General features: G+C 71.8%; 17 protein-coding genes. 2 read left to right on the top strand and 15 right to left on the bottom strand.

The genetic code is table 11. The annotated features are described in order from the left end of the window. Position 1: 1 nt before the first annotated feature. The 12 genes from GR130_RS16815 to GR130_RS16760 all read right to left on the bottom strand — a co-directional run bounded on the left by GR130_RS16815 (position 2) and on the right by GR130_RS16760 (position 17434). A complete protein-coding gene (locus GR130_RS16815) occupies positions 2-265 on the bottom strand; it encodes an acyl carrier protein (RefSeq protein ID WP_159505499.1) in 264 nt (87 codons plus the stop codon). Next, the gene (locus GR130_RS16810) at positions 255-1784 is read right to left on the bottom strand and encodes an AMP-binding protein (protein WP_201304908.1); all 1530 of its coding nucleotides are present in this window, start codon (positions 1782-1784) and stop codon (positions 255-257) included. The genes GR130_RS16815 and GR130_RS16810 overlap by 11 nt, the downstream gene beginning before the upstream one ends. Next, complete coding sequence (locus GR130_RS16805; protein WP_159505498.1) at positions 1781-5101, bottom strand: non-ribosomal peptide synthetase; 3321 nt, start codon at positions 5099-5101, stop codon at positions 1781-1783. The genes GR130_RS16810 and GR130_RS16805 overlap by 4 nt, the downstream gene beginning before the upstream one ends. Beyond that, entirely contained in the window at positions 5098-7374 is a 2277-nt protein-coding gene (locus GR130_RS16800; protein ID WP_201304907.1) for a class I tRNA ligase family protein, read from the bottom strand. Before GR130_RS16800 ends, GR130_RS16805 begins: the two co-directional genes overlap by 4 nt. After that, positions 7371-8441, bottom strand: a complete 1071-nt coding sequence (locus tag GR130_RS16795) for an NAD(P)/FAD-dependent oxidoreductase (protein ID WP_159505497.1) — start codon at positions 8439-8441, stop codon at positions 7371-7373. Before GR130_RS16795 ends, GR130_RS16800 begins: the two co-directional genes overlap by 4 nt. Beyond that, positions 8441-9760, bottom strand: a complete 1320-nt coding sequence (locus tag GR130_RS16790; RefSeq protein WP_159505496.1) for a lysine N(6)-hydroxylase/L-ornithine N(5)-oxygenase family protein — start codon at positions 9758-9760, stop codon at positions 8441-8443. The genes GR130_RS16795 and GR130_RS16790 overlap by 1 nt, the downstream gene beginning before the upstream one ends. A gap of 304 nt (positions 9761-10064) precedes the next feature. Next, on the bottom strand, positions 10065-11198 hold the full coding sequence (locus tag GR130_RS16785) for a cytochrome P450 (protein WP_201304906.1): 1134 nt from the start codon (positions 11196-11198) through the stop codon (positions 10065-10067). Positions 11199-11281: 83 nt separating this feature from the next. Next, positions 11282-12490 (bottom strand): acyl-CoA dehydrogenase family protein, encoded by a 1209-nt coding sequence (locus tag GR130_RS16780; RefSeq protein WP_159505494.1) that lies wholly within the window; start codon positions 12488-12490, stop codon positions 11282-11284. Between the two features lie 47 nt (positions 12491-12537). Continuing rightward, on the bottom strand, positions 12538-14760 hold the full coding sequence (locus GR130_RS16775) for an iron-containing redox enzyme family protein (RefSeq protein WP_159505493.1): 2223 nt from the start codon (positions 14758-14760) through the stop codon (positions 12538-12540). Next, positions 14760-15728, bottom strand: coding sequence for a 3-oxoacyl-ACP synthase (locus GR130_RS16770; protein ID WP_159505492.1), 969 nt, complete (start codon positions 15726-15728; stop codon positions 14760-14762). Before GR130_RS16770 ends, GR130_RS16775 begins: the two co-directional genes overlap by 1 nt. Next, positions 15725-16600 (bottom strand): isocitrate lyase/PEP mutase family protein, encoded by an 876-nt coding sequence (locus GR130_RS16765; RefSeq protein WP_159505491.1) that lies wholly within the window; start codon positions 16598-16600, stop codon positions 15725-15727. The genes GR130_RS16770 and GR130_RS16765 overlap by 4 nt, the downstream gene beginning before the upstream one ends. A 48-nt stretch (positions 16601-16648) precedes the next feature. Then, entirely contained in the window at positions 16649-17434 is a 786-nt protein-coding gene (locus tag GR130_RS16760; RefSeq protein WP_236573070.1) for a thioesterase II family protein, read from the bottom strand. Between the two features lie 481 nt (positions 17435-17915). On the opposite strand from GR130_RS16760, the gene GR130_RS16755 reads away from it, so the two are divergent. Then, the gene (locus GR130_RS16755) at positions 17916-18761 is read left to right on the top strand and encodes a LuxR C-terminal-related transcriptional regulator (RefSeq protein WP_159505489.1); all 846 of its coding nucleotides are present in this window, start codon (positions 17916-17918) and stop codon (positions 18759-18761) included. Positions 18762-18881: 120 nt separating this feature from the next. On the opposite strand, the gene GR130_RS16750 is transcribed toward GR130_RS16755, so the two are convergent. From GR130_RS16750 to GR130_RS16740, 3 genes are all read right to left on the bottom strand, one after another. Further along, positions 18882-19850 (bottom strand): DMT family transporter, encoded by a 969-nt coding sequence (locus GR130_RS16750; protein ID WP_159505488.1) that lies wholly within the window; start codon positions 19848-19850, stop codon positions 18882-18884. Between the two features lie 301 nt (positions 19851-20151). Further along, the gene (locus GR130_RS16745) at positions 20152-20970 is read right to left on the bottom strand and encodes an IS5 family transposase (protein ID WP_159504155.1); all 819 of its coding nucleotides are present in this window, start codon (positions 20968-20970) and stop codon (positions 20152-20154) included. 366 nt (positions 20971-21336) lie between these two features. Further along, a complete protein-coding gene (locus GR130_RS16740) occupies positions 21337-22962 on the bottom strand; it encodes a peptide-N4-asparagine amidase (protein WP_159505487.1) in 1626 nt (541 codons plus the stop codon). Positions 22963-23203: 241 nt separating this feature from the next. Between GR130_RS16740 and GR130_RS16735 the strand changes: the two genes are divergently transcribed. Further along, positions 23204-23989, top strand: a complete 786-nt coding sequence (locus GR130_RS16735) for a class I SAM-dependent methyltransferase (protein WP_236573069.1) — start codon at positions 23204-23206, stop codon at positions 23987-23989. The last annotated feature ends 46 nt before the right edge of the window (positions 23990-24035 follow it).

Here is a 24035-nt window from a genome sequence, read left to right as displayed (position 1 = left end):
GTCAAGCCGCCTTGTTGGTGTGTCGGGTCAGGGACTCGGCGACGCTGCGCAGGGTGCGCATCTCGGCGAGGTCGTGCTCGGTGAAGTGCGCGAGATCGGTGTCGGTAGCCTCGCACACCTCGGTCAGGAAGAGGACCTTGTTGAGCGAGGTCAGGCCGTAGATGCCGGCCATGTCGGCGTCGAGGTCGAGTGCGTCGGGGGCGACGGGCGGGTTGAGCACCGCGGAGAGGTGTTCCCTGGTGGCGTTCTCGATGTCAGACCGCATGGATGCCTTCCTTGTTGTCGTGGATCCCGGCCCGGTGGGCGGCGAGGATCTGCTGGCGCCTGGGCTTGTACTGCGAGGTGAGCAGGCCGTTGTCGATGCTGAACGGGGTGGTGGCGACGACGACCCGGCTGATCCGCTGGTCGGCGGTCAACGAGGTGTTGGTGAGGGCGAGTTGGGTGGCGATGGCGTCCCGGTCGGCGGGCACCGAGGACGGTGAGACGACGGCGACCAGCTCGGTCTGCGCGGGGCAGTAGAGCACGCACTCGGCGATGGCCGGGCTGGTGCGCATGCTCTCCTCGATCGGCCGGACGATGATCTTCTTGCCGTTGTCGAGGACGATGACGTCGTCGGCGCGTCCGCGGACGAAGAGGAAGCCGTCCGCGTCGAGATGGCCGAGGTCGCCGGTGCGCACGGTGCCGTCGGGGCCGAAGATCCGCTCGGAGTCGCCGGGGGCCGCGTACGCGTAGTGGTCGTTGACGGGGTGGTCGCTGCGGACGGTGATGACGCCGTCCTTGTCCAGCAGCACCTGCTTGCCGGGCAGGACCTGTCCCACGCTGCCCTCCCGGTTGGCGCCGGGATGGTTCTTGGTGACGATGCAGGTCTCGTTGAGCCCGTAGCCCTCGTAGATCGGCAGGCCGGCCTCGGTGAAGAACCGCAGCATGGTGGTGTCGGCGGGCGCGGATCCGGTCCACAGGTAGCGGATGCGGTCGCCGAACAGGCGGCGTGCCGCCTCCGGGAGGGTCTGGGTGCCGTCCGCGCGGCGTACCCGTGCCTCGATCTGCCGTTTGGCGGTCTCGAAGAAGGCGGGGACGCCCATGACGACGGTCGGCCGGGTGCGGCGCAGTGCGGCGAACGCGGCCTCGTAGGTGCTGATGGTGACGTCGTGGCCGTGGAGGAGCGCCGAGTAGACCCAGTAGCGCTGCTGGAGCAGGGACAGCGGCAGGAAGACGAACAGGTCGTCCCCCGGCCTGTGTTCGAAGATCTCCTGGACCGCGGCGAGCGAGCCGTCGATGCTGCCGACGGTGGCGCCGAGGCCCTTGGGGGTGCCGGTGCTGCCGGAGGTGAACTTGACGGTGGTGACCTCGCGCGGCGCCCAGTGGATGGAGGGCAGCGGCTCGGTGCCGGGGTCCTCCGGCTCTTCGGCGAGGGCGCGGACCTCGCCGATCGGCACGGCCCTGGGGTCGTCGGCGGGCCGGTCGGTGAAGAGGACGGTGACGTCGTAGCGGCTGATGAGCCCGTCGTCGGGATCGAACTTGCCGGGTTCGAAGCCGGCGGTCTCGGCCTTCAGTCGCAGCGCGGCGAGGTCGAGCAGCACCCACTCCAGGCAGTTGGCGGCCAGGATGCCGATCCGGTCGCCGGGGCCGATGCCGCGGGCGCGCAGCCGCCGGGCGAGGCGGCCGGCGCGCTCGTACAGCTCCGGGAGCCCGAGGGTTTCGGTGCCGTCGAGGCGGGCGAAGGAGATCTGCCCACCGGGCGGTGCGGTGGATACGAGGTGGTTGATCGCGGAGTGGTCGCTCACGGTGTCTCCTCGTCCGTGGTCAGGGCCGCGGCCATGGCCCGGACGGTGTCCATGTCCGCGAAGACGTCGAGCGGGATGGTGACCCCGAAGCGCTTGCGGACGGCGGTCAGGATGCGGGCGGCGGCGATGGAGTCGCCGCCGAGGGCGCCCAGGCTGTCGTCGAGGCCGACCCGGGTGCCGCGCAGCACCCCGGACCAGATGTCGACGAGGGCCTTCTCGGTGTCGGTGGTGGGTTCGCCGCCGCTGGGCGCGCCGGTTGCGGGGGCGGCCTCCTCGACGGCGACGTCGGCGAGTTGTGCCCGGTCGACCTTGCCGTTCTTCGTCAGCGGCAGGCGCTCGTGCCAGACCACGGCGGTGGGCACCATGTAGTCGGGCAGGTCCCGGCGAAGGGCGTCGCGCAGTTCGGCCACCGCGGGCCGTGCCTCGCCGGCCGGCACCAGGTGGGCCACCAGCCGGTCGCCGCGGGCCCCGGGGCGACCGGCGACCACGGCCTTGGCGACCGCGTCGAGGGCGACCAGCCGGGTCTCGACCTCGCCGGCCTCGATGCGGTAGCCGTTGACCTTGATCTGGAAGTCGCTGCGGCCGAGGATCGCGATGTCGCCGCTGGGCAGGTAGCGGCCCAGATCGCCGGTGCGGTAGAGGCGTTCACCGCGCCGGACGTCGTGGCCGAAGCGTTCGGCGGTGCGGCGGGTGTCGCCCCAGTAGCCGCGGGCCAGGCCGGTGCCGGCCGCGCAGATCTCGCCGGTGACCCAGTCGGGACAGTCCAGGCCGTCCCGGTCGAGGACATAGGCGCGGTTGTTGGCGTTGGGGCGGCCGTAGGGGATGGATTCGCCGCCGTCCTCCTCGGGCGCCACCGGGTGCAGGATGTTCCAGATCGTCGTCTCGGTGGGGCCGCCCAGCGAGACGACGTCCAGGTCGGGCTTGAGGCGGCGCAGGGCGTCCGGCAGGGCCGGCGGGATGCGGTCGCCGCTCATCATGACCAGGCGCAGCGCCGGCGGGGCGGTGGCGTCGGCGACGGCCTGGTCGTGCATCAGGGACACGATGGCGGGCACCGAGTTCCACACCGTCACCCCGGCGCTGCGGCACAGATCCAGCCAGTGGGCGGGGTCGACGGCCTTGTCGCGGTCGGGCATCACCAGGGCCGCGCCGACCGACAGGGCACCGAAGACGTCCCAGACGGACAGGTCGAAGTTGAAGGCGCTGATGGCGAAGAACCGGTCCCTGGGGGCGATGCCGAACCGTTTGTGACAGTCGGCGACGACGTTGGCGACGCTGCGGTGGCTGACCATGACGCCCTTGGGCTCGCCCGTGGTGCCGGAGGTGTAAAGGACGTAGGCGAGGTCGTCGGGGGCGGAGCCTGGCAGCCGTTGCGGGAGGTCCGCGGCGGTGTCGGCGGGTGCGGTGACGTCCAGGCGCAGCACCTCGCGTGCGCCGTCGGGGTCCTGCCAGTCGGTGTTGGTGAGGACCCGGCGCACCCGGCCGTCGCGCAGCATGTACTTCTGCCGCTCGGCGGGCAGGGACGCGTCGACGGGCAGGTAGGCGCCGCCGGCCAGCACGGTGGCGAGGATGCCGACGATCTGCTCCGGGCCGCGGTGCATCACCAGGCCGACCAGTTCGTCCCGGCCGACGCCGCCCGCGCGCAGCCAGCGGGCGGCCGCGGCGGCGCGGCGCAGGAGTTCGCCGTAGCCGATCCGCCGGTCCGCGGTGATCAGGGCGGGCGCGTCGGGGGTGCACGCGGCCTGCGCGGCGAACGCGTCGCCGAGCATCTCCTCCGGCAGGGGGGTGGCGGTGTCGTTGGCTTCGCGGCGCCGCTCGCGCTGGGCGGCGGGCAGCAGGTCGAAGGTGTTGCGCTGCCAGGCGGCCTCGTCGACGAGGATGCCGAGAAGGGTGCGGTAGCCGTGGGCGAGGTCGTCGAGCAGCCCTTCGGGGAACAGCTCGTCCACGCCGTCGAGTTGGACGACGAGGCCGCCGTGCTGCTCCATCGCGAAGGCGTTGAGCCACACCTGCGGGGTCTGGCTGACGGTGAAGACCTCCGGTCCGAACAGTTCCAGCGCGGAGCCGTCGGCCTCGCCGCCGGCGAGGCCGAGGGCGCTGTTGAACGTGAACGGCATCCGGGCGCCCGCCACTCCCCCGCGCCGCCGGGCCAGTTCCTGCATGACGTCGCTGCCGGAGAAGTGCCGGTGGTCCAGGTCGCGGCGCAGCCGGGTCTGCAGGGCGCGGGCGCGCTCCTCGAAGCTGCGGCTGCGGTCGACCTCGGCCTCGACGAGCAGGGTGTCGGAGAAGTTGCCGATGGCCTGGAAGATCCGCGGGTGGAGGGGCGGGCGGTTGGCGACGGTGGTGTTGATGGTGAACCGCGGCCCGGCCCCCCAGGTGGCGAGCGTCTCGGCGTAGGCGGCGAGCAGCAGCGCGGAGGGGGTGAGCCCGGCGAAGGAGGCGCGTTCCTTGAGGGCGGTCCACTCCTGCTCCCCCAGGCGCACCGCGCGCTGCGAGAAACGGGTGCGGGTGAGCGCCGCCGGGCTGGTGCGCAGCGGCAGGTCGGGGTGCGGGGGGAGGTCGTCGATGCGGGAGAGCCAGTAGTCGCGCGAGCGGCGGGCCGGGGCCCGGTCGCGGCCCGCCGCCAGGGCGGCGACGTACTCCTCGTACGACAGCTCCTCGGGTCCCTCCTCGCCGGCGCCCTCGCGGTAGCGGCGCCACCATTCCCGGAAGAACAGGAACATGCTGATCCCGTCCATGACCAGTCCGTCGTGGCTGACGTGGAGCACCATCCGGTCGTCGGCGAGGAGGGTGACCTCGGCGGCGAGCAGCGGCATGTGGTCGGCGGCGAGCACCCGGTGGGAGCGTTCCGCGCGCAGGTCGCGGCGGATCCGCTGCTGCTCCTCGGGGGTCTCGCCCCGCAGGTCGAGACGGGGGATGCGGGGCCGGTACTGGCGGAGCTCGGTGACCTGGCGGTCGTCGCCGACGAAGCGGGAGCGCAGCGCGCTGTGCGCGTCCACGACGGCTTCCAGCGCGGACTCCAGCCGGTCGACGTCCCATGCGCCTTCGATCTCGTGGTAGACGTGGCTGGCCACGTCACCGATCTCGAAGATGCCGCTGCGGCCCAGCAGATAGGCGCGCTGCAGGGGGGTGAGGGGGAAGCCCGGGCCGTGCCGCTCCTCCTCGGCGAGGTGCGCGATCAGCTCCTGCTTCACGTGCTTGATACGGGCGATGAACTGGGGGTCCATGCGCTCGCGGCCCCCCTGGAGCCGCAGGTCGTTTCCGGACAGCGAGACGGACAGACCGCGGCTCTCTATCTCACGCAGTACTTCGCGGTAGCTCATCGGTCCTCCACTTCGGCGAGGGCGGCCAGCGCGGCGTCCTCGGCGCGCTCCTCGATCGTCGAGGCGAGCGTGGCGACGTCCTGGCTGCCGAGGAGTTCCTCGACGCTGATGTCCACGTCGAGGGCGTCGAGGATCTGGTACTGGAGGGTGACGGCCTGAAGCGAACTGGTGCCCAGCTGGGTGAGGTTGCGGTCGTGGACCGCTTCGTCGTCGGAGAGCTGGAGCACGGCGCGCACCAGGCCGCTCAGCCACGGCACGAGCTGCGGGCCGGCGTGGACGGGGCGCGGCGCGGGCGCCGCGGTCGGCCGGAAGAACACCGCGTCGGCGAGGCCGATCCGGCTGCCGGGGGCGACGAGTTCGACGGTCCGCGGCCAGACGGACGGCTCGGGCAGGCCGAGGGCTTCGGCGAGCCGGGCGGCGAAGCGGGGCATGACGGGGGCGGCGGCGTGCGCGAGGAGGCGCGCCGCGGCCAGTTCCAGGGCGATCGCGGTACGGGCCTCGTTCTGCCAGCCGGGGGTCTCGGCCACCAGGGCTTCCTGGCGGGTGAAGCGGAGGGTGTCGGTGACGATGCCGTCGAGTTCGGCGGCGGCCTGGTTGAGGGAGAAGGCGTCGGAGCTGAGGGCGCCGGTGACCGCGGCGAGCCGGGCGCCGAGCCGGCCCAGGAAGGCGGAGTGCTCCGGGGTCCAGTTCCCGGCGTCGGGGGCGGTGCCGTCGTGGCGCTTGGCGACGCGGGCACCGAGGTCGTTCAGCCAGTCCTGCCACGTTCCGATCAGGGTGTCGTTGAGAGTGGTCTCGTAGACGGCGCGCTGGAAGTTGGTGCGGGTGCCTTCGGGGCGGGTGGCGGCCAGGAAGTAGCGCACCGCGTCGACGGAGTCGGGGCCGAGGATCTCCTTGCCCCAGATGGCGTGGCGCCGGCTGGTGGAGAACTTGCTGCCTTCGAGGAGGTAGAACTCGTTGACGTGGTAGTCGATGTCGGGGGTCCAGTGGGGGAACGCCAGTCGGTACAGGGCCGGGTAGAGCACCGCGTGGTAGAAGCTGTTGTCGTAGCCGAAGAAGTGGACGATCTTCCAGTCCTGGTCGGGTGCGGCGGCCCGCCAGTCCTCGCCCAGGCGGGCGCCGAGTGACTGGATGCCGTGCAGGAAGCCGTAGGACATCTCCGGCCACACCCAGATGACCTGGCCGTCGACGTCCGTCTCGGCCGGCGGGACGCCCCAGTCGGAGGGGTGGCTGACGGGGATGTCCAGGGCCGGGCGGCTGAACAGGCGGTCGGCGAGTTCCCGCAGCCGGGCCGGGACGCGGCCGAGGTGGTGGTGGGCGGCGATGTCGTCGCGGAGGGTGTGCAGGGGCAGTGTCCAGCGGGCCAGGGGGGCGCGGCGGGGCGCGGCCGCCGAGTGGGCGGAGACCGGTTCGGCGAGGTCGGTGACGGTGTTGGGCTCGCCGCACTCCTCGCAGATGTTGCCGCTGGTGCCCGATCCGCAGCCGGGGCAGCCGCCCCTGACGTCCACCTCGTACAGGTACTGGCCGCTCTCCGCGTCGAAGAGGGCGTCCGCCTCGGTGGCCCGTACGGTGCCGGAGGCGACCACGCGGGAGAAGTAGTCCTGTAGGCCGAGGCGGTAGGCCGGGTCGTGGTGGGTGGCGGTGTACTGGTCGGGGGTGATGTCCATCAGCGCGAGCGTCGCGGCGATCTCGGCGCTGTAGTGGGCGGCGGTCTCGGCGGGTTCGCGGCCCTCGGCCGCGGCGGCGGCCGGGACGTAGCTCTGGTAGTCGTCGCTACCGGTCAGGTGCCAGGCGGCGGTGCCGTTCATCCGCTGGTGGCGGACGAAGGCGTCGGCGCCGAGGTAGGGGCCGGAGAGGTGGCCGAGGTGCAGGTCGCCGTTGGGGGTGGGCGGGGTGGAGAAGACGAAGACCGGGCGGTTGCCGAAGGTCTTGCGCCCGGTGTTCCGTGCGGAGACCAGGGCGCGTCCGGCGTCGCGCCAGTACTGGGTGAGGAAGACCAGGTCCTGGTCGCCGGTGTTCTCCAGGACGTGGGACTCGAAGGGCTCGAAGAGCGCCACGGTGCCGGGGGCGGCCGGGTGGCGGTGTCCGTCGACGAGGAACTCGCCGCGGCCGGCGACGATCACGAACATCTCGGTCTCGTCGTGCTGGTGGCTGTCGGAGGCCCGGCCCGGGGCCACCCGGCCCCAGCCGGCGCCGGTGCCCAGGCCCTCGATGCTGCTCATGTCGATGCCGAACGCCTCGGAGAGGGCCGTGCTGTCGTAGCTGTTGATGATCACGCCGCGTCCTTTCGCTGGGACGGAAGGGGGAGGAGATCCGCGGCCGCCGCCGCGATGGCCGGGGCGAGCCGGTAGCCGGAACCGTTGGCGGCACCGGCGAAGACCACCCGCCGGTCCTCGGTGACCGCGCTGACAACGGGTTCGTGGTCGGGTGCGTACGCGTCGCAGAAGACCCGGCCGGAGGCGCAGTGCTCGACCAGTTGGGGCGCGTAGCGGCGGAGGGTGGCGAGCGCCGCGTCCCGGTCGGCGGGGGTGAGAGCGGCGGGAACGGTGTCGGGGTCGACGTCCCACTCCTGGCAGGTGTAGCTGAACAGCCAGTGGCCGCGCTCGTGGTACGGCAGCAGGAAGGCGTCCTCTTCCTGGAAGACGACGGCGCGGTCGTCGGGGCCGGGCGGCACTTCGATGTGCAGGGCCACCACCTTCTTCACCCGGGCACCGAGCGGGGCGAGGAGGTCCCGCCAGGCCGGGGCGGCGAGCCAGGGGCCGGGGGCGAGGACCGTGTGCCCGGCGAGGAGGGTGTCGCCGGTGCCGAGGGCCAGGCGGACGCCGTCCGCCTCGGGGGTCACCGCGGTGACCTCGACCGCTTCGCGGAACTCCGCGGTGCGGCGCAGGTCGCGGGCCAGGAGCTGGGTCAGCGCGTGGACGTCCGCGTACTGGCAGCCGTCGCCTTCCCAGGCACCCATGCCCTCGGGCAACTTCCGGACGGCCGTGGGCAGTTCGGTGACGGGCCGCAGTCTGGCCTCGGGCAGATAGGCGCGCAGCAGCCGTAACCCGTCCGGTTCGGGGGCGATGACCGTCATCGGCAGGCGGTGGATGGGGACTTCGGGGCGGGCCGCCCGGAGGTCGGCGTACCACTGCTGGCTGTACGCCGCCATGCGGCGGACCCGCGGTGAGGCGCCGCGCGGGAAGTGCAGGCCGGCCGAGCGCCGGGTGGCGCCGCTGCCGATCGCGTCCCGCTCGACCAGGACCACGTCGGCCTCCGGGGCGCGGGCCAGGATCTCCCGGGCGATCTGGCAGCCGAGCACGCCGGCCCCGATCACCGCGTAGTCGGTGCGCCGGGTGGCCATCACGCCCCCCACGGAACGTTGACGCGGGTCTTGGTCCCCCACTCGATGAAGGACGCGAGCTGGTCGACGGTGCGGGCGCCGCGGAGCCGGTCGGCGATGCGCTGGCTGCGCCAGGCGTTCAGGCTGAGGTTGGGGTCGGCGAGGCCGCGCTGGGCGCGGGCGGCGTTCTGCACGAAGATGCTGCGGTCGGCCGGGCCGTCCCAGCGCACCGCGAAGTCCTCGTCGATGCGCAGCTCGTCGCCGTCGCGCTCCAGGCGTTCCGCGATCGGGGCGAGGAAGTCCATGGCGGCGGGCCGGAAGCCGGTGGCCCAGACGATGACGTCGGTGTCGAAGTGCTCCTCCGCGTCGGGCTCGTCGTTGTGGCGGACGCTGAGCTCCCAGCCACCGGCCGATCCGGCCTCGACCCCGGTCACCTCGCGGTTGGCGTACAGCTCGACGAGGTCGGGGTTGCCGTCCACGAAGCGGTGGAGGTAGATCCGCTGGTAGATCTCACGCAGGGTGGACTCGGAGATGCCGTCGCTGCTGAGGACGTGGTGGGCGTTGAACGCGGCCCGCGCCTGGGGGCTCAATTGGTAGAAGTAGTCGGAGTGGCAGGGCATGTAGAAGTCGTTGGTGAACGGCGAGTCGTCGATCGGGAAGAAGTTGCGGCGCCGGGATATCCACGAGACGCGGCGCGGCAGTTCGGCTCCCGGGCGTGAGATCAGGTCCGAGAACGCCTCGGCGCCGGACTGTCCGCCGCCCACCACGACGACGCGTTTGCCGCCGAGGTCCTTGGCGGCGTGCACGAAGTCGTTGACGTGGAACTGGGTGGCACCGAGGTGGTCGCGGCCCTGCGGCGGGACCCAGGACTGGTTGCCGACGCCGATGACGACGTTGTCGGCGGTGACGGTGCGTTGGTCGGTGCGGACGGTGAAGACGTCGTCGAAGCCGATCTCCTGGACCGTCTCCCCGAAGACGATGTTCTTGTTGCGGCGGCTGGCCCAGGCAAGGTAGTTGCGGAACTCCAGCCGCGGTACGTCGTCGAACTGGGCGTTGAGGAAGTGGTACACCCGGCCCTGGTCGTGGAGATAGGCCAGGAACGAGAACGGGGACGTGGGGTCGGAGAGACTGACCAGGTCCTTGAACATGGAGACCTGGAGGGTGGTTCCGGGTATCTGCTGGCCGTCGTGCCAGCCGAAGGACTCCTTGCGGTCGATGAAGAGGTTGTCCACCTCCGGGTAGCCGTGCAGCAGTGACGCCAGACTCAGGTTCGCCGGTCCCACGCCGACTCCCACGCAGCGGTAATGCGCGGTGCCGGGACTGGTGTGCTCGTGCCCCATTGTTCGGACCTCTCCTTCGGGCGGGTGCCGGCGGTTGCCGGCTCGGGTCGTGCCGGATAGGGGATGCGCAGGGGAAAGTGCGGAGGTGCGGAGGTGCGGTGGGCCGACCGTTGAACGGGCGGCCGGGCGGGATCGCCGCCGGCCGTCGCACGAGCCGGCCGCCGGTTGCCCGCAGCGGGCGGCCGGCTCGGGGTCGCGGCGGCCGTGCCGGTGGTCACCGGGGAGCCGGCACGGCGTCGTGATCGGTGCGGTGGCCGGGTCCTGTCCGGTGGGTCATGGCCGGGTCCGACCCACCGGAGCGGGGCTAGAGCACCGGGATGCGGGCGTTGGCGAGCGGGCGGTAGGCCGGCTGGGCGGGGAGCTTCGCCAAGTCGGCGCCGGCGGTGAGCAGTTCGGTCAGGACGGCGGCTGCCACGGCGACGGCCAGGGACTCCCCCGGGCAGCGGTGGGCGGCGGCGCCGAACGTGAAGACGGCGGGGGCCTGGCGGCCGGGCCGGAAGGCGTGCGGGTCGGGGTTGACCGCCGGGTCGCGGTTGGCGGCGGCGAGCACCACCAGCACCTGCTCGCCCGGGGCGATCTCGACGCCATCGTGGCAGAAGGGTTCGGCCGCGAAGCGGCGGGTGTTCTGGACCGGCGCGTCGTGCCGTGCGACCTCCCGGACGAGCGCTTCGGCAGCGGCGCGGGTGGCCGGTGGCTCGGCACCGCGGGCCAGCGCCAGCAGGGAGTTGCCGATGAGTCCGGCCGTGGCGTCGAACGTCTGGGACAGGAAGCCGACCGCGTTGGCCAGCAGGGCCGCCGTACGGGGCCAGGAGGCGCGCTGTGCGGCCCGCACCAGCTCGGCGAGGAGCCCGGTGCCGTCCTCGCCCTTCTCGATGCCCGGGCCGAGCAGTTCCCGGAGCCGGGCGGCGGCCCGGGATGCCGTTCGGTACTGTTCGGGGCCGGCCGAGGCGGGGATGCACTGGACGAAGTCGCCCGTCAGCCGGGCGGCTTCGGCACCCAGTCCCCGGTCCAGCCCGCACAGCGCCGCCACGACGCGGGCCGGGACGGCGAACATCAGCTCCTCGTAGGGTGGATGGCCGCCGGCCGCCAGGCACTCACGGGTGCGTTCGGCCGCGAGGCGGGCGGTGTGTGCCGGGTCGACGTGGCCCAGCGCCTCGACGACCACGGACTTCAGGCGCTGTTGGAGCGGGCCGTCGGTCATCCGCACCAGGTCGCCGAAGACGTCGCCTGCAGGGGTGCCGACGATCCCGCCCGGCACCGGTTCCGCCGCCGGGCGCACCCGCAGGCAGTCGGCGGCCAGCACGGCCCGCACCACCGCCGCGTCGCACGCCACCCAGGCGCCCAGGCCGGTGTCGAAGGCCAGGGGACGCTCGGCCACGAGCGTCGCGTAGTAGGGGTACGGGTCCGGCAGCCGGACCGCTTCGATCACTGTGGTCACCCGGGGGCTCCTTGCTCGGTGGAACGGTCGAACGGTGAGACGTGGAACGGTGGTCATATGGGGGGAAGTGCCGTGGCGGTCCCTCAGACGTCGTGGCGGGCGCGGTCCGCGCGCCGCATGTCGAGGGTGCCGGCGATGGTCAGCCGCATGACCTCCGACGTCCCCTCGTAGATGCGCAGCGAGCGGATCTGCCGGTACAGCCGCTCGGTGACGCTGTCCTTGACGATGCCCGACGCGCCGAGGAGTTGGACGGCGGTGTCGACGATGCGCTGGGCCTCTTCGGTGGCGTAGAGCTTGGCGATGTTGGAGTGGCGGGCGAAGCGCGGGGCGCCGCGGTCGGCCTCCCAGGCGGCCCGCGCCACCAGCAGGGCGGCGGCGTTCAGTTGGACGTCCATATCGGCCAGGGTGACCTTCGTCAGCTGCTGGTCGATGAGGGGGCCGCCGCCGATCCGCCGCGTGCGGGCCCGCGCCAGGGCGGTGTCGGCGGCGCGGCGGGCGAATCCGAGTGCCGCGGCGCCGACGGTCATCCGGAAGCGTTCGAGCAGGTCCATGGCGATGACGAAGCCCTTGCCCGGCTTGCCCAATACGGCTTCCCGGGGCACCCGGCAGTCCTCGAAGGCGAGATGGGCGAACGAGCGGGGCGCCACCGCGCCCAGCCGGTCCCGGACCCGCACCCCGGGGGTGTCGGCGGGCACGAGGAAGGCCGTCAGCCCGAGCGGGCCGGGGCCTTCACCGGTGCGGGCGATGACGACGTACACGTCGGCGACGGTGCCGTTGGCGATCCATGCCTTGTGCCCGTTCAGAACGTAGTAGCCGTCGTCGGTGCGGTCGGCCCGAAGTCCGACGGCCGCGATGTCCGACCCCGCCTCCTCCTCGGAGACCGCGAAGGCGCCGACCAGCGAGCCGGTGGCCATCCGCGGCAGGTAGTGCCGCCGCTGTTCGTCGCTGCCGAAGCGGAGGAGCGGGGTCGCCGCCAGCGCCTGGATGGAGAAGGCGAAGTCGGCCAGGTCCTCGGCGTAGGCGAGCGCTTCGCGCATCAGGCACAGGGAGCGGAGGTCGCCGGGGACCGGGCCGGGCTCGGCTGACGGGTCCAGGAAGGAGAGCCAGCCGTCCGCGCCCAACTGCCGTACCAGGCACCGTCCGACCTTGTCCGGGTCGTCGTCGCGGATCTCCGCCCACTGCGCGGTCCGCCGGTCGCACCAGGCGCCGAAGGTGTCGGCGAGGCGGCGGTGCGCGTCGTCGTAGAAGGGGAGGTCGAGGATGTCGCGGTCGAAGCTCGTGAGGGGTTCCAAGGCGGGTCTCCGTGCGGGCGGGAGGGGCGGGTGGCGGCGGGGCGGGGTCAGATGACGAGGTCGACGTCGTCGGACCGGTCGGCCGGGAGCGGCGGGGGCGTGGGCCGCTCGCGGGCCGCCCTCACGAGCTGGTGCTCGACGAAGTAGGCGAAGGAGGCGTAGCCGCGCCAGATGCGGCGCCACTCGCGCTGGACGGCCTCCTCACCGGAGTTGCGGCGTACGTCGTCGAGGTAGGAGACGATGATGTCGGCCGACTGCCGGGCGTGGCCTGCCGAGAAGTTGTCGATCGACAGGTGCGCCTCTTCGTAGGACACGTCGAAGTGGTGCCGGCGCAGCTTCTGGATCTCGTGCAGCCGCATCTCCCCCAGGCCGAACATCTCGATGCCCAGGTTGTAGCCGAGGATCTCGTTGTAGAGGGTGTCGGGGAACAGGGACAGGCACACCTGGTGGATGGAGAAGCCGTAGAGCCCGTCGGGGAGGTCGCCCTGGTCGCGGAATTCGTCCTGGCGGATGTGCGGCAGGAGGATGTCCATGCTGGCGAGTACGTGGTGGATGAGCGTGATGTGGTTCTTGGCGATGTCGCCGCGGCCCATCTCGTCGGCGTAGATGGCGAAGAGCATGGCGTCGCTCTGCCGGTGGTTGCGGCCGAGGTTGCCGATGCGGTGGGCCCAGCTGCCGTCGATGAGGCTTCCGAGCGCGTAGGTGGACTGCTGGAAGACGACCTCGTCGCGGTCGGGGATCTCGGTGAGCGGCTGGTAGGGGTCGACGAGCTTGTCCCAGTAGATCCGGTCGACGCGCTCCCTGAGCGCCTCGGGGGTGTAGTCGAAGTACTCGGCGTCGGTGAGTCTGCCGCCGGCGCCGTGGGTGAAGAGGAGTTCCGCCTCGGCGAGGCCGGCCTCGGCCCGGTCCCTGGCCGCCGCCAGGATGTGCGGGAAGCGCTCGACGTTGACGATGCGGTGGAAGAACTCGCGGTCGTCCAGTGCGCTGTCCGCGGCGCGCAGCACCACGTCGTCCGGTGCGGTGGTCCGCAGTGCGCGGGCCCAGTGCTCGGCGTTCCGGTCACCGGCGGTGTCGGGGGCGAAGTCGAGGTCCGCCGGCTCGCCGGCCGCGATCGCCTCGGCCCACGCCGTGAACGTGGCCGCCTCGCGCTCGTCGAAGATGCCGAACATGGGACCGCCGAATTTGATGGACCGCAGGAATCGGCAGCTGCCGTCCCCGCGCACCTTCAGCTGCCGGGACTCGCGCAGCGCGGCGACGAAGGCGGCCAGGTCGGGGGTGTCCCCGTCGAGCCAGTCCGACAGCCGCCGGTCTCCCATGCGGACGCTGCGGTGCTGCCGGCCGGCGAACGGCGCGTGCCGGGCGACGATCTGCGCGACCTTGGCGTCGAGGGTCAGGCCGTCGTGCCAGGCGGCCAACTCGCCGAGCATGCCGACGTGTTCGGACTCCAGGCGCAGCATCAGCGCGATGGCGGCGAGCAGCCGGCGCCGGTCCTCGGGGCCGGTCGGCGAGTCCTCGGTGAAGGCGAGGTACTCCGCGAGGACGGCACGCGCCTCGGTTTCCGGCAGCAGCGGCTCGGTGCCGAGGAGGAGGTCGTCGACGCCCAGCGCGAACACGGCGTAGTGCACGCCGATCAGCTCCGGCAGGAAGGACGCGGGGAGCCGGGAGAGCGCGAGCGGGAAGGCGGCGTGCAGGGCGGTCAGCGGCCGGGCCCCGGCACGGCCGAGGAAGTCCGCGGCCTCGATCTCGGGCAGGTGGACGCCGAGTTCCACCAGGGCCCGCCGGCGCCTGGCGAGCAGGCCGCGCTGCGGGATGCCCTCGCCCTGAAGCCGGAAGTGCTGCCCGAAGAGGCGGTTGACGATGACGGAGGGCTGGGTGGCGGCCTGCGAGACGGTGTCCAGCCAGCAGCCGGCGAGCAGCGCGAGGGGCGCACGCTGGCGCAGGACGAGGTCGCGGGTCTCGGTGCCGGCGGCGCGCAGCGCGGTGACGGCCGGTTCGAGGGCGCGGCGGGTCTCGCGGACTTGGGCGGCGATCGCCTCGGCGTCCGTGCCCGGCTGCGGCTCGGCGGTGGCGAGGAACGCCGCCAGGACCCGGCGGGCTATGAGGAACGTGGTCTCGCTCTCCTGGTCGGCGAGGAGTCGCCGGAAGAGGTCGGCGGGCTCTCCTTCGAGGACCGCCGTTGCCTCCTCGGCGGCGTACGGGCTGAAGTGGAAGGGGGCGCGGGGCAGGGAGGTGGTCCGGTCCGGCAGGGGGAAGGCGGTGCGGGGGTTCATCAGGGCTCCCGGGTTGCGGTGGCCGCGGGCGCGGCGGGCGGAACGGCGGGCAGCTTGCGCAGCAGGATCCCGACCCGTACTCCCGGGACGCTGGCCGCCAGGAGGTAGTGGCCGCCGTCCCGCAGCCCGCCGGAAGCGGCGCGGTCGGCGAGGTTGATGAGCGGATCGGCGGCGAAGCAGTGGCCGAAGCGCGTGATGTTGTCAAGGAACAACTGTTGTGCGGTGAAGCCGGCCTGACGCTCTTTCAGAACAACGACGGGCCGGTAGAGGTTGAGGTGGAGCACACCGTCGATGTCGCCGATCTTCATGTCCGCGGACCCGAGGATCCGTTCGTTGACCTCGCGGGCGAGGTCCACGCTGATCTCGTGCGTCCACTCCAGGGACCGCGTTTCCTGGGCGGACGCCCCGGCGACGATCTCGTAGGCGTCCGGCCCCTGGGGCGCGGCACTCACCAGGGCGGCGGCGGCCCCGTCGCTGAACAGGGCGAAGCTCTCCATCCGCGTGGCTTCGTCGGTGATCCGGTCGGTGGTGACGACCAGCACCGTGCGGTGGTGTCCGGCGGCCACCAGCGCCTGTGCGGTGCGCAGGCCGACCAGGAGGTTGGTGCAGCGGTTGAGCGAGACGCCGGTGAAGGCGGCGTTCGCCAGGCCGATCCCGTCCAGCACGGTCTGCACGAATCCGCCGTGGGTGCGCGGCCCGCCGGGGAAGCGGGTGGAGCACAGCACCAGGCAGTCCACGGACGACGGGGCGGTCCCGGCGGCGTCGAGCGCCGCCCGGCCGCTGCGCACGGCCAGGGTCTCCAGGCTCTCGGCCGTGCGCCGGACGCTGCCCCAGCCCCACAGGGATGCCTGGGGCGGCATGCCGAACTCGCGGGCTTTGCGGGGCAGGTCCTCGATGGAGGTGTGGTCGGCCTCGGACTCGCCGAGGACATAGCGGGGGGCCGACAGGTATACCGGGGTCGCGTTCACGGTGCGGGTTCACTCTCCGGGTCGGCTGGGTGGGCCGGCGCCAGCAGGGCGTTGGCCTCGGGGTACGGAAGGGCGTCCGCGCCGAAGCCGAAGGTGCCGTGCTCGCGGATCTCCGTCGCCGCGCGGACGACGGCGCCGAGCGCGGCGCGGGACAGTGCCGAGCCGACGCTGATCCGGCGTACGCCCAGGGCGCCGAGTTCGGCCACGGACAGCCGCAGCGCGGGCGAGCCCATCAGGACGTTGACCGGGCGGGTGACGGCGGAGCACACCGCGCGGATCGCGTCGGCGTCGGGGAGGGCGGGCGCGTAGAGCACGTCGGCGCCGGCCGCCTCGTACGCCTGCAGTCGCCGGATGGTGTCCGGCAGGTCGGGCCGCCCCTGGAAGAAGTTCTCGGCGCGGGCGGTGACCGTGAAGGGGAAGTCGAGTTCCCTGGCGGCGGCGACGGCCGCGGCCACCCGCTCCACCGCCTCCTCCAGGGGCCGTACGGGGTCCTCGTCCCGGCCGGTGGAGTCCTCCACCGACCCGCCGACCAGGCCCGCCGCGGCGGCGTGCCGGATGGTCTCGGCGACGTCCTCCGGCGTGTCGCCGAATCCGCTCTCCAGGTCGGCGGTGACCGGCAGCGGGGTCGCGGCGACGATCGTCTCGGCGTTGGCGAGGAGTTCCGCGCGGCTGACGAGGTTCGCCCCGTCGGACCGGCCGAGGGCGTAGGAGAGGCCCGCCCCCGTGGTGGCGAGCGCGCGGAAGCCGTGCTGGGTCAGGATCCGGGCGGTGCCCGCGTCCCAGGGGTTGGCGACGACGAACGGCTCGGGCCCCTCGTGCAGTGTGCGGAAGGTGACGGCGCGTCGGTACTGGTCGGTGGCGGCGGTGCGCATGGTGGTGTTTCCCCTCTGCGGTGCTCTTGAGGTCGGCGTCGGTACTGCTCAGATAACCTCAATGTGGGTGCTCGCAAGAGGATTTGCGCCATGTTCCGCACGGACGAGCGGGCGCAGCAGGCCGGTGACGGCGCCGGGCCTGCCGTCGAAGTAGAAGTGGCCGCCCTCGGCCCAGTGCCGGACCGGTTCGCCGGCGCATTCGCGCGCCCACGGTTCGAGGCCGGCTTCCTTGACGTGGGGGTCGTCGACGCCGTTGACGAGGGTGACGGGGACGTTCAGCGGGGCGGCGGGCCGGTAGGTGTACCCGGCGACCATGCTGAAGTCCGCCTTCAGGTGCGGGAGCAGCAGTTCCTGCAGCGCCTCGTCGGCGACGACTTCGGGCGGCAGCCCGCCGAAGAAGCCGACGGCCTCGGTGAACGCGCGCCCCTCCAGCCGGGCGGCCTCCACCACGCGCCGGGTGGGCAGCAGGGAGGGGGCGGAGCAGCCGGAGGCGACGAGGTGGCGGAAGTCCGGGTGGGCGCCGATGCGGCGGGCGACCTCGAAGGCCAGGACCGCACCGAAGCTGTGCCCGAAGAGGATGAAGGGACGGTCGGCGGTCTCGGCGATCGCCACCGCGGCCCGCTCGGCGAGTTCCGGCACGTCGGCCGCGGCGGTTTCCTTGTAGCGGGGGCCGCGGCCCGGGGGGCAGACCGCGACGATCTCCGCGTCGTCCCCCATGTCGCGCTGCCAGCTCAGGAAGGAACGGGGGTTGCCGCCCGCGTGGGGGAAGCAATAGACGCGGGCCGCACGCTCGGGGCCTGCCGCGTCGCGGAGGAACCAGGGGGAAGAAGTCACTGGGAATTCACCGATCTCTCTGGCCTCCGGCTGATCAGGCAGCTGATCGGGAAGGGGCTGCATTCCAGCCGACATCGGCCAGCGTGACGGTTCCGGACGGCGCCTGGGAGGCGGTGTGCGAGAGTGCACCGACACCCGGCACACTCATCAGAACACTCGCGGCCACGGCGAATCCGATGGGAAGTACGGAGGAGGGACGTCCGGACACCCTGAAGCGTAAGGAATTCTTCCGCATTTTGGCATGCCTCTCGTATCAAGTGTGTGTCTGCGACTGGGGAAACGGGTCCCGTGACGGGGCGGAGTAGCCGCCCCGCACTGCCCGGTAAGGCGAGTGAGGATCGCGTTCTCGCCTGCCCCCTCAATCTCCCTTGCCTCCGGCCCAGATTGAAGATCTAAGATGGTTCAGGTTTCCGCACTGCGAGAAACCGAAGGCACTATGCCGGTATAAATCGCCTTATAGCGGATACTCGGAGGCGGGATCATGGATTCGACCGACCGTGTAAATGGCGAGAAATCAGGACAGAAGCCCGCAGGGGTGGCAGAACGCCTGGAGGGGCTGGAGACCGAACTCCGCGTCATGGCCGAGCAGTTGAATACGCTCTCCCGGCTTGCCGTGGAATGCCTGGTCGACGTCGACCAGGCCGAGGAAGGAACCATTCCGGAAGAACCCCGGCTCTGCTACCTCCACGGGCTGGATGCCATCAACACCGCGATCGAGGAGGCACTCGGCGGCGCACGCAGAGAAATCCTGACGGCGCAACCCGACGGACCGCGCCCCGGACCGGTTCTGGATCAGGCGCTGAATTCCGTTCGCCGGCACATCGAGGCCGGAGTTTCCATGCGCACGCTGTATCAGCACACCACGCGCTTCGATGCGGCCACCAAAAAATACGTGCGGGCGGTCACCGAATACGGAGTTCGGGTGCGCACACTGGCGGAATTCTTCGACCGCCTCATCATCGTCGACGACACCGTGGCATTCATATCCGCCAACGAGAGCCGCACCGATGGCTTGGCCATAAGAGAGCCGGCGATCGTGCAGTTCCTCAAGGACACGTTCGAGCGGTCCTGGGACCGCGCGAAGTCCTTCCCGTTCGTCCCCTTACATGCCGCGAAGGCGGCGGACGACGTCATACCGTCGCTACGCGAATCGATCAGCAGGCTGCTCGTCGCCGGCTACTCGGACAAGCGGATCGCGCGCCGGCTCGGCATCAGCGAACGGTCGCTGCAGGCGCATATCGCCGCGATGAAGCAGGAGTTGGGGGCGAACACCCGGGCCCAGCTCGGCTACCTGCTGGGCCGCAACGAGACCACCCTCGTGCTGTAGCCCTCCCTGCCACGAGCCCCGCCCGGACGGCACGGTCCGCGGGGCCGGAGGCACCCGCGGCGGGGTCGGAGCGGTGCGCCCGGCACTCCCCGGCCCCCGCCGCTGCGACGGCGCCGCGCCTCAGCCGGTGGTCTCCGTCGAGGGCACCGGCGCGTCGCCCGCCGCCGGACGGTCCGCGTCGGACGCCGTCGGCTGCGGAGCGGGCCTGCCGCGCAGTCGGGAGACCGCGACCCCGCCCAGGCAGATCAGACCCCCGAGCAGCGTGACCCACCCGGGCACCTCGTCCAGGGCGGCCCAGGAAATGACGATGACGACCGCGGGCACCGCGTAGGTGGTCGCCCCCATCTTCCCTGCGGTGGTCCGCGAGAGCGCGTAGGCCCAGGTGCTGAAGGCGAGGGCGGTCGGGAACAGGCCGAGGTAGAGGACGTTGAGCGTCGCCGAGAGCGGAGCCTGGGACAGCTGCGAGACCAACTGCCCGCTGAAGGGCAGGCAGGCGACGGCGCCGATGAGGCAACCGAAGGTGGTCACCTGGATCGGCGTCGCATGCCGCAGCGCCGGCTTCTGCGACACGACCCCGGCCCCGTACGTCACGGCCGCCAGCAGGCACAGGAGCACGCCGAGGACCGAGGACGAGCCGCCGCTGGACGTCGAGAGCCCGACCACGCCCGCGCCGACGAACGACACGGCCATGCCCACCAGCAGCAGACGCGGGAATCCCTCCTTGAGCAGCCAGCCACCCAGCAGCGCGATCACGATCGGTCCGATGTTGACGACCATGGCGGCGGTGCCGGCATCGACCTTCTGCTCACCCCAGTTCAACGCCACCATGTAGCACCCGAACCAGAGCACCCCGGAGCAGATGATTCCGGGCCATGCCTGGCGCGGCGGTAAACCGCCCCGCCGCACCACGAGCACGACCAGCAGCGCGACGGCACCGGTCAAAAGCCGGCCCAACGCCAGGGCGCCGGGCCCGAAATGACTCGCCGACGCACGAATGGCGACAAAGGCCGAAGCCCAGAGCAAGACCGTGACCGAGGCGGCAATAAGGGCGGGAAGGTCAATACGGGAATGTTCCGTCGAACGATTCATGCTGCCAATCCAATCACTCGCAAGTGCGCTGCGTCTTCTGGACGTTGTGGCAGGTGCCCCGGTTTGGGCACCATATTTCGGGGCAACCAGGCGACCCGACAACCCGCCTTCCGGGCGAGCAGCGCTCCACTTTCCCGCCCCAGCCCTCCCCAATTCCCTTGCTCGCGGCCCGTCGCACGATCCGACCGGGAATCGGCGCGGGCGACGGCGGGCTTCGGCCTGCACCCCCTTCCCCCGGGGCGCCACCAGCGCAGGCACGCGTCGCCCCGTGTTGCCGCGTCGCGAGGTCGTCTTAGGATTCCTAGCAAAATGAGGTTTTCAGGCGTCGCCAGCAGATGATGCTGCAGCCGAGGATGAGGAAAGCTTCGTGGAGGTCTTCCCTGATCTCCCAGCGGATGCGCAGGCGCCGGAACCAGTGCAGGAGGGCGAAGGCTGCTTCGGCGACCCATCGGTGGATGCCCAGACCGGAGCCGTGCTGGGTGCCGCGGCGGGCGATGAGGGGGCGGATGCCCACCTCGCGCAGTTCGCGGCGGTAGGTGTCGGAGTCGTAGGCGCGGTCGGCGAACAGAGCGCCGGGGCGCTTTCGGGGGCGCCCCCGCTTGCCTTTGACGGCCGGTATGGCGTGGACCAGCGGCATGAGCTGGGTGACGTCGTGGCGGTTTCCGCCTGTGAGCGTGGCCGCCAGCGGGATGCCGTGCGCTTCGGTGATCACGTGGTGCTTGCTGCCTGCCTTTCCCCGATCCACCGGTGAGGGCCCGGTCTTCGCGCCGCCCTTCATCGCCCGCAGATGGGAGCCGTCGACCGCGGCCCGGGAGAAGTCCAGCAGCCCGGCCGCACGTAGCTCGGCCAGCAGCAGCTCATGAAGAGCCTGCCACACCCCGGCCTGATGCCAGTCGCGCAGCCTGCGCCAGCACGTGCTGCCCGAGCCATATCCCAGCTCCTGGGGCAGGAACTCCCAAGGGATGCCGGTGTACAGCACGAACAGGATCCCGCTCAGCACCCGCCGGTCATCGAGCCGTTTGCGACCCGGATACCTCACGCGGCGCTCAATCACCGGCAGCAGCCCGGCAATCCGCTCCCACAACCCGTCCTCGACTTCCCACGGCCTCCGCTGCACCATGCCCAACGCCCCCACCACAACACCAGACAGAGGCACAACACCGGCTGACGGCCTGTCATTCCAAGGCAGTACAGCTCATTTTGCTAGGAGTCCTTAGGACACGGCCCGGCAAGGGTGCGGGGCCGCTCCCCCGCACGCTGCCGTACCGCCCCGCTGCGCTCGCCACGCACGGGACGCCGATACCTTGCCACACCCCGGCAATCCACCGGAAGGGTGATCACGGCCAGTTCCGGCGGACGACGGCGGACGACGGCGAAGTGGGCGGCACGTGAGTCCGTGCCGCCCACCGGCCAGGCCGCAAGTCACCTGCCTCCCGGGGCGGTTCGGCGTCGGTCCGCTGCGGCCGGGCCCGTCCGGCGCGGACGCTCAGCAGCCGTGCCGGTCCTCCGTCAGTTCGCCCTGGGCCGTGGCCAGCGTCCGGTCGTAGCAGGAACCCGGGCCGTGGAGGCGGTAGCGCTCGCGCGAGACGCCGGTGGCGTGCCGCTGTTCGCGGGGCACGTTCTGGTTGTACGCGGCGTCGCCCGTGTAGGTGTCGTCCAGCCGCGACCAGTCGGTGTGCCGTCCGCCCCGCAGCGTGGCGATGTCCGCGCGGTCGCCCATGGCCATGGTCGTCCGCAGCCGGTTGCCGGAGTCCACGGTCGTCGCACCGTCCATGGTGTAGGTGCGCTGGGTGCGGGTCGTGGTCGCGGGTCCCCGGCCGCGAACGGTCACCGCCTCGTCGTCGTTCCAGCGCGCTCGGAGCGCGTCGGTGGATTCGTCCGCGTTCCAGCGGTGCACGGAACCACCGGCGAGCCTGCGGGTGACCGTCGTCGTGACCCGGCCGTGCGAGGTGTCGACGTATCCCGACACCGTGAGGGAGTGCCCGCCCTCGGACGTCAACCGGCGCTCGGCGCCCGGCTGGTACGCCGTCTTGTCGACGAGGTCGCCCGGCTGGCTGGTGACGAGTGCACCGGTCACCTGCGCCGCCCCGGCGTCCTGCCAGACGAGGATGTTGGTGGGGGTGCTCCAGCCGCTCTGCCCTGCGGGCAGCCCGGTGACCGACACCGCGATCCGGTGCGGGCGCCCGTCGTTCAGCTGCCCGGCGAAGGGAGTGAGGTCGTACTGCACCGGCCGAACGTCGAAGGCGCGCGGGCCCGGGATCACGTACCACAGGAAGGGGTTGGACCAGCCGCCCGTCCACACGGTCGGGAACGGGGCCGCGATACCGGCGAGCCTGCCGTCCACCGTCACCTGCACCTCGCGGTACGGGCCGTCCTCGGCCTTGCACGAGTACGGTGCCGCAGCCGGCACCGTCAGGTACCAGAACTCCTCGCAGCCGCCGCCCGATCCGGTGGCGTACACCTCGGCGACGATCCGTTCGCTGTTGCGCGGTGTGGTCAACTGCCCCTCGTAGCTCGGGCCGTTGCTGTGGGCGCCCTGGAGGGTGAGGACCTTGTCAGGGGTGCGGGCCTCCTTCACCGGTCCTCGTGCCGCGTAGAAGGTCAGCGTCGCCCTGACCTTGATGACGCCGGTGTACGTCCCGTCCACGGTGTTGCCGATGAGCATCTCGACGGGCTGCCGCTCGCGGAGCGTGGCGGCGTACCGGGTGACGTCCTTCTCCACCTTCCAGGTGATGCCCTGGGGCGACGGTTCCGGGGTCGACGTGCGCAGGACCTCCACGCCGCCGATGTGGAGATACCCGAGGCGGTCGAACTGCCGCCCGGCCACGGATCCTTGGAGTTTCAGGACGACCTTGTTCCAGCGGTGCCCGCACGGTCCGGTCCTTGCGGGCGGTATGTAGGTGCCCTTGTAGGGCGTGTAGTCGCGGAATGCGGTGTCGGCGACCGTCACTCGGCACGAGGGGGTGTCCGGGACGGACACCGGCGGACCGGCGGTGACCGGGTCGTGCCAGTGGGTACCGAATTCGGTGGGCGGCTCCGCGGCGACGGCCGGGCTCGCGCCCAGTACCAGGCCGGCGACAGCGGCGCACACGGTGAGAAGCACTCGTCTCATGGGTCAGGAGTGAAGCGCTTCGTACTGCCGTGCACCAGTGCCCGGTTGGCCTGATCCACCGCCCGGCGCGGGAATCCGGTCGACTTCGCCGGCCGGTGACGCGGCGCGGCACAACCTTCGCCCCCTCCCCTCCTCCCCCGATGACGGGCGGGGCGGGCGGAGCCTGCGCAGCGGTGCACTCCCGGACAGCCACTGGCACACTCGGATGGATCGTGATCACCAACCGCCGACGGAGGACGAGTTGAGCAGTGACACCCCGCGCGAACGCGACCGTCTGGAAGCCATCCAGCGCAACGTCGACGCGTTCACCACCGGCATCCTTGACGGCCTCCCCCTCCAGACGTCCTGGCACTGCCTGGAACTGGGCGCGGGCGCCGGCTCCATCGCGTACTGGCTCGCCGAACGCTGCCCGGACGGCCGGGTGGTCGCCGTCGACCTCGACACCCGCCACCTCGACGCCGGCCGGGCCCCGAACCTGGAGATCCAGGAAGCCGACATCACGCATGACGACTACGCGCCCGGCGGATTCGACCTCATCCACGCCCGTTACCTCTACTGCCATCTGCCGGCCCGCGACGCGATGGTGGAACGGGCCGCCCGCTGGCTCGCCCCCGGCGGCTGGCTGGTCGTCGAAGAGCCGTACCACCTCCCCGCGGAGACCTCCCCCTTCCCCGCGGTGCAGCGACTCCTGGCCGGGTATCAGCGCAGGTACCGCGATCACGGGGCCGATATGACCTGGGCGCGCGGCCTGCCCGCCCACCTCGCCCGAAGCGGACTGAGCGAGGTGTCCTTCACCGGGAACCTCGGCTGTATGGGAGGACTCGACAAGGACCGCTGGCGGCCCCTCATCGCCCAGGCAGCCCCCGCGCTGCTCGCCGAGGGCCTCGTCACCGAGGCCGACCTGAACGAGTTCGACGATCTGCTGGACGATCCCGCGTTCATCGACATCCCGCAGGTCACCGTCTCCGCGTGGGGGCGCCGCCCGTCACAGCTCGCGGAGGCGAATGCGCCGCGCGATCGGGCATAGCCAACTCCCTTCGTCCTGAGGGCCGGTGGCCACGGCTGGCCACCGG

The sequence above is a fragment of the Streptomyces sp. GS7 genome (assembly GCF_009834125.1).
In the GTDB taxonomy this organism is placed as follows: domain Bacteria; phylum Actinomycetota; class Actinomycetes; order Streptomycetales; family Streptomycetaceae; genus Streptomyces.
This window is presented reverse-complemented; position numbering and strand designations above follow the sequence as displayed.

What these genes read in the sequence shown, in the direction of transcription:
- GR130_RS16815 (WP_159505499.1), bottom strand. Translation starts at nt 265, where the DNA reads ATGCGGTCTGACATCGAGAACGCCACCAGGGAACACCTCTCCGCGGTG.
- GR130_RS16805 (WP_159505498.1), bottom strand. Translation starts at nt 5,101, where the DNA reads ATGAGCTACCGCGAAGTACTGCGTGAGATAGAGAGCCGCGGTCTGTCC.
- GR130_RS16795 (WP_159505497.1), bottom strand. Translation starts at nt 8,441, where the DNA reads ATGGCCACCCGGCGCACCGACTACGCGGTGATCGGGGCCGGCGTGCTC.
- GR130_RS16790 (WP_159505496.1), bottom strand. Translation starts at nt 9,760, where the DNA reads ATGGGGCACGAGCACACCAGTCCCGGCACCGCGCATTACCGCTGCGTG.
- GR130_RS16775 (WP_159505493.1), bottom strand. Translation starts at nt 14,760, where the DNA reads ATGAACCCCCGCACCGCCTTCCCCCTGCCGGACCGGACCACCTCCCTG.
- GR130_RS16765 (WP_159505491.1), bottom strand. Translation starts at nt 16,600, where the DNA reads ATGCGCACCGCCGCCACCGACCAGTACCGACGCGCCGTCACCTTCCGC.
- GR130_RS16755 (WP_159505489.1), top strand. Translation starts at nt 17,916, where the DNA reads ATGGATTCGACCGACCGTGTAAATGGCGAGAAATCAGGACAGAAGCCC.
- GR130_RS16750 (WP_159505488.1), bottom strand. Translation starts at nt 19,850, where the DNA reads ATGAATCGTTCGACGGAACATTCCCGTATTGACCTTCCCGCCCTTATT.
- GR130_RS16745 (WP_159504155.1), bottom strand. Translation starts at nt 20,970, where the DNA reads ATGGTGCAGCGGAGGCCGTGGGAAGTCGAGGACGGGTTGTGGGAGCGG.
- GR130_RS16740 (WP_159505487.1), bottom strand. Translation starts at nt 22,962, where the DNA reads ATGAGACGAGTGCTTCTCACCGTGTGCGCCGCTGTCGCCGGCCTGGTA.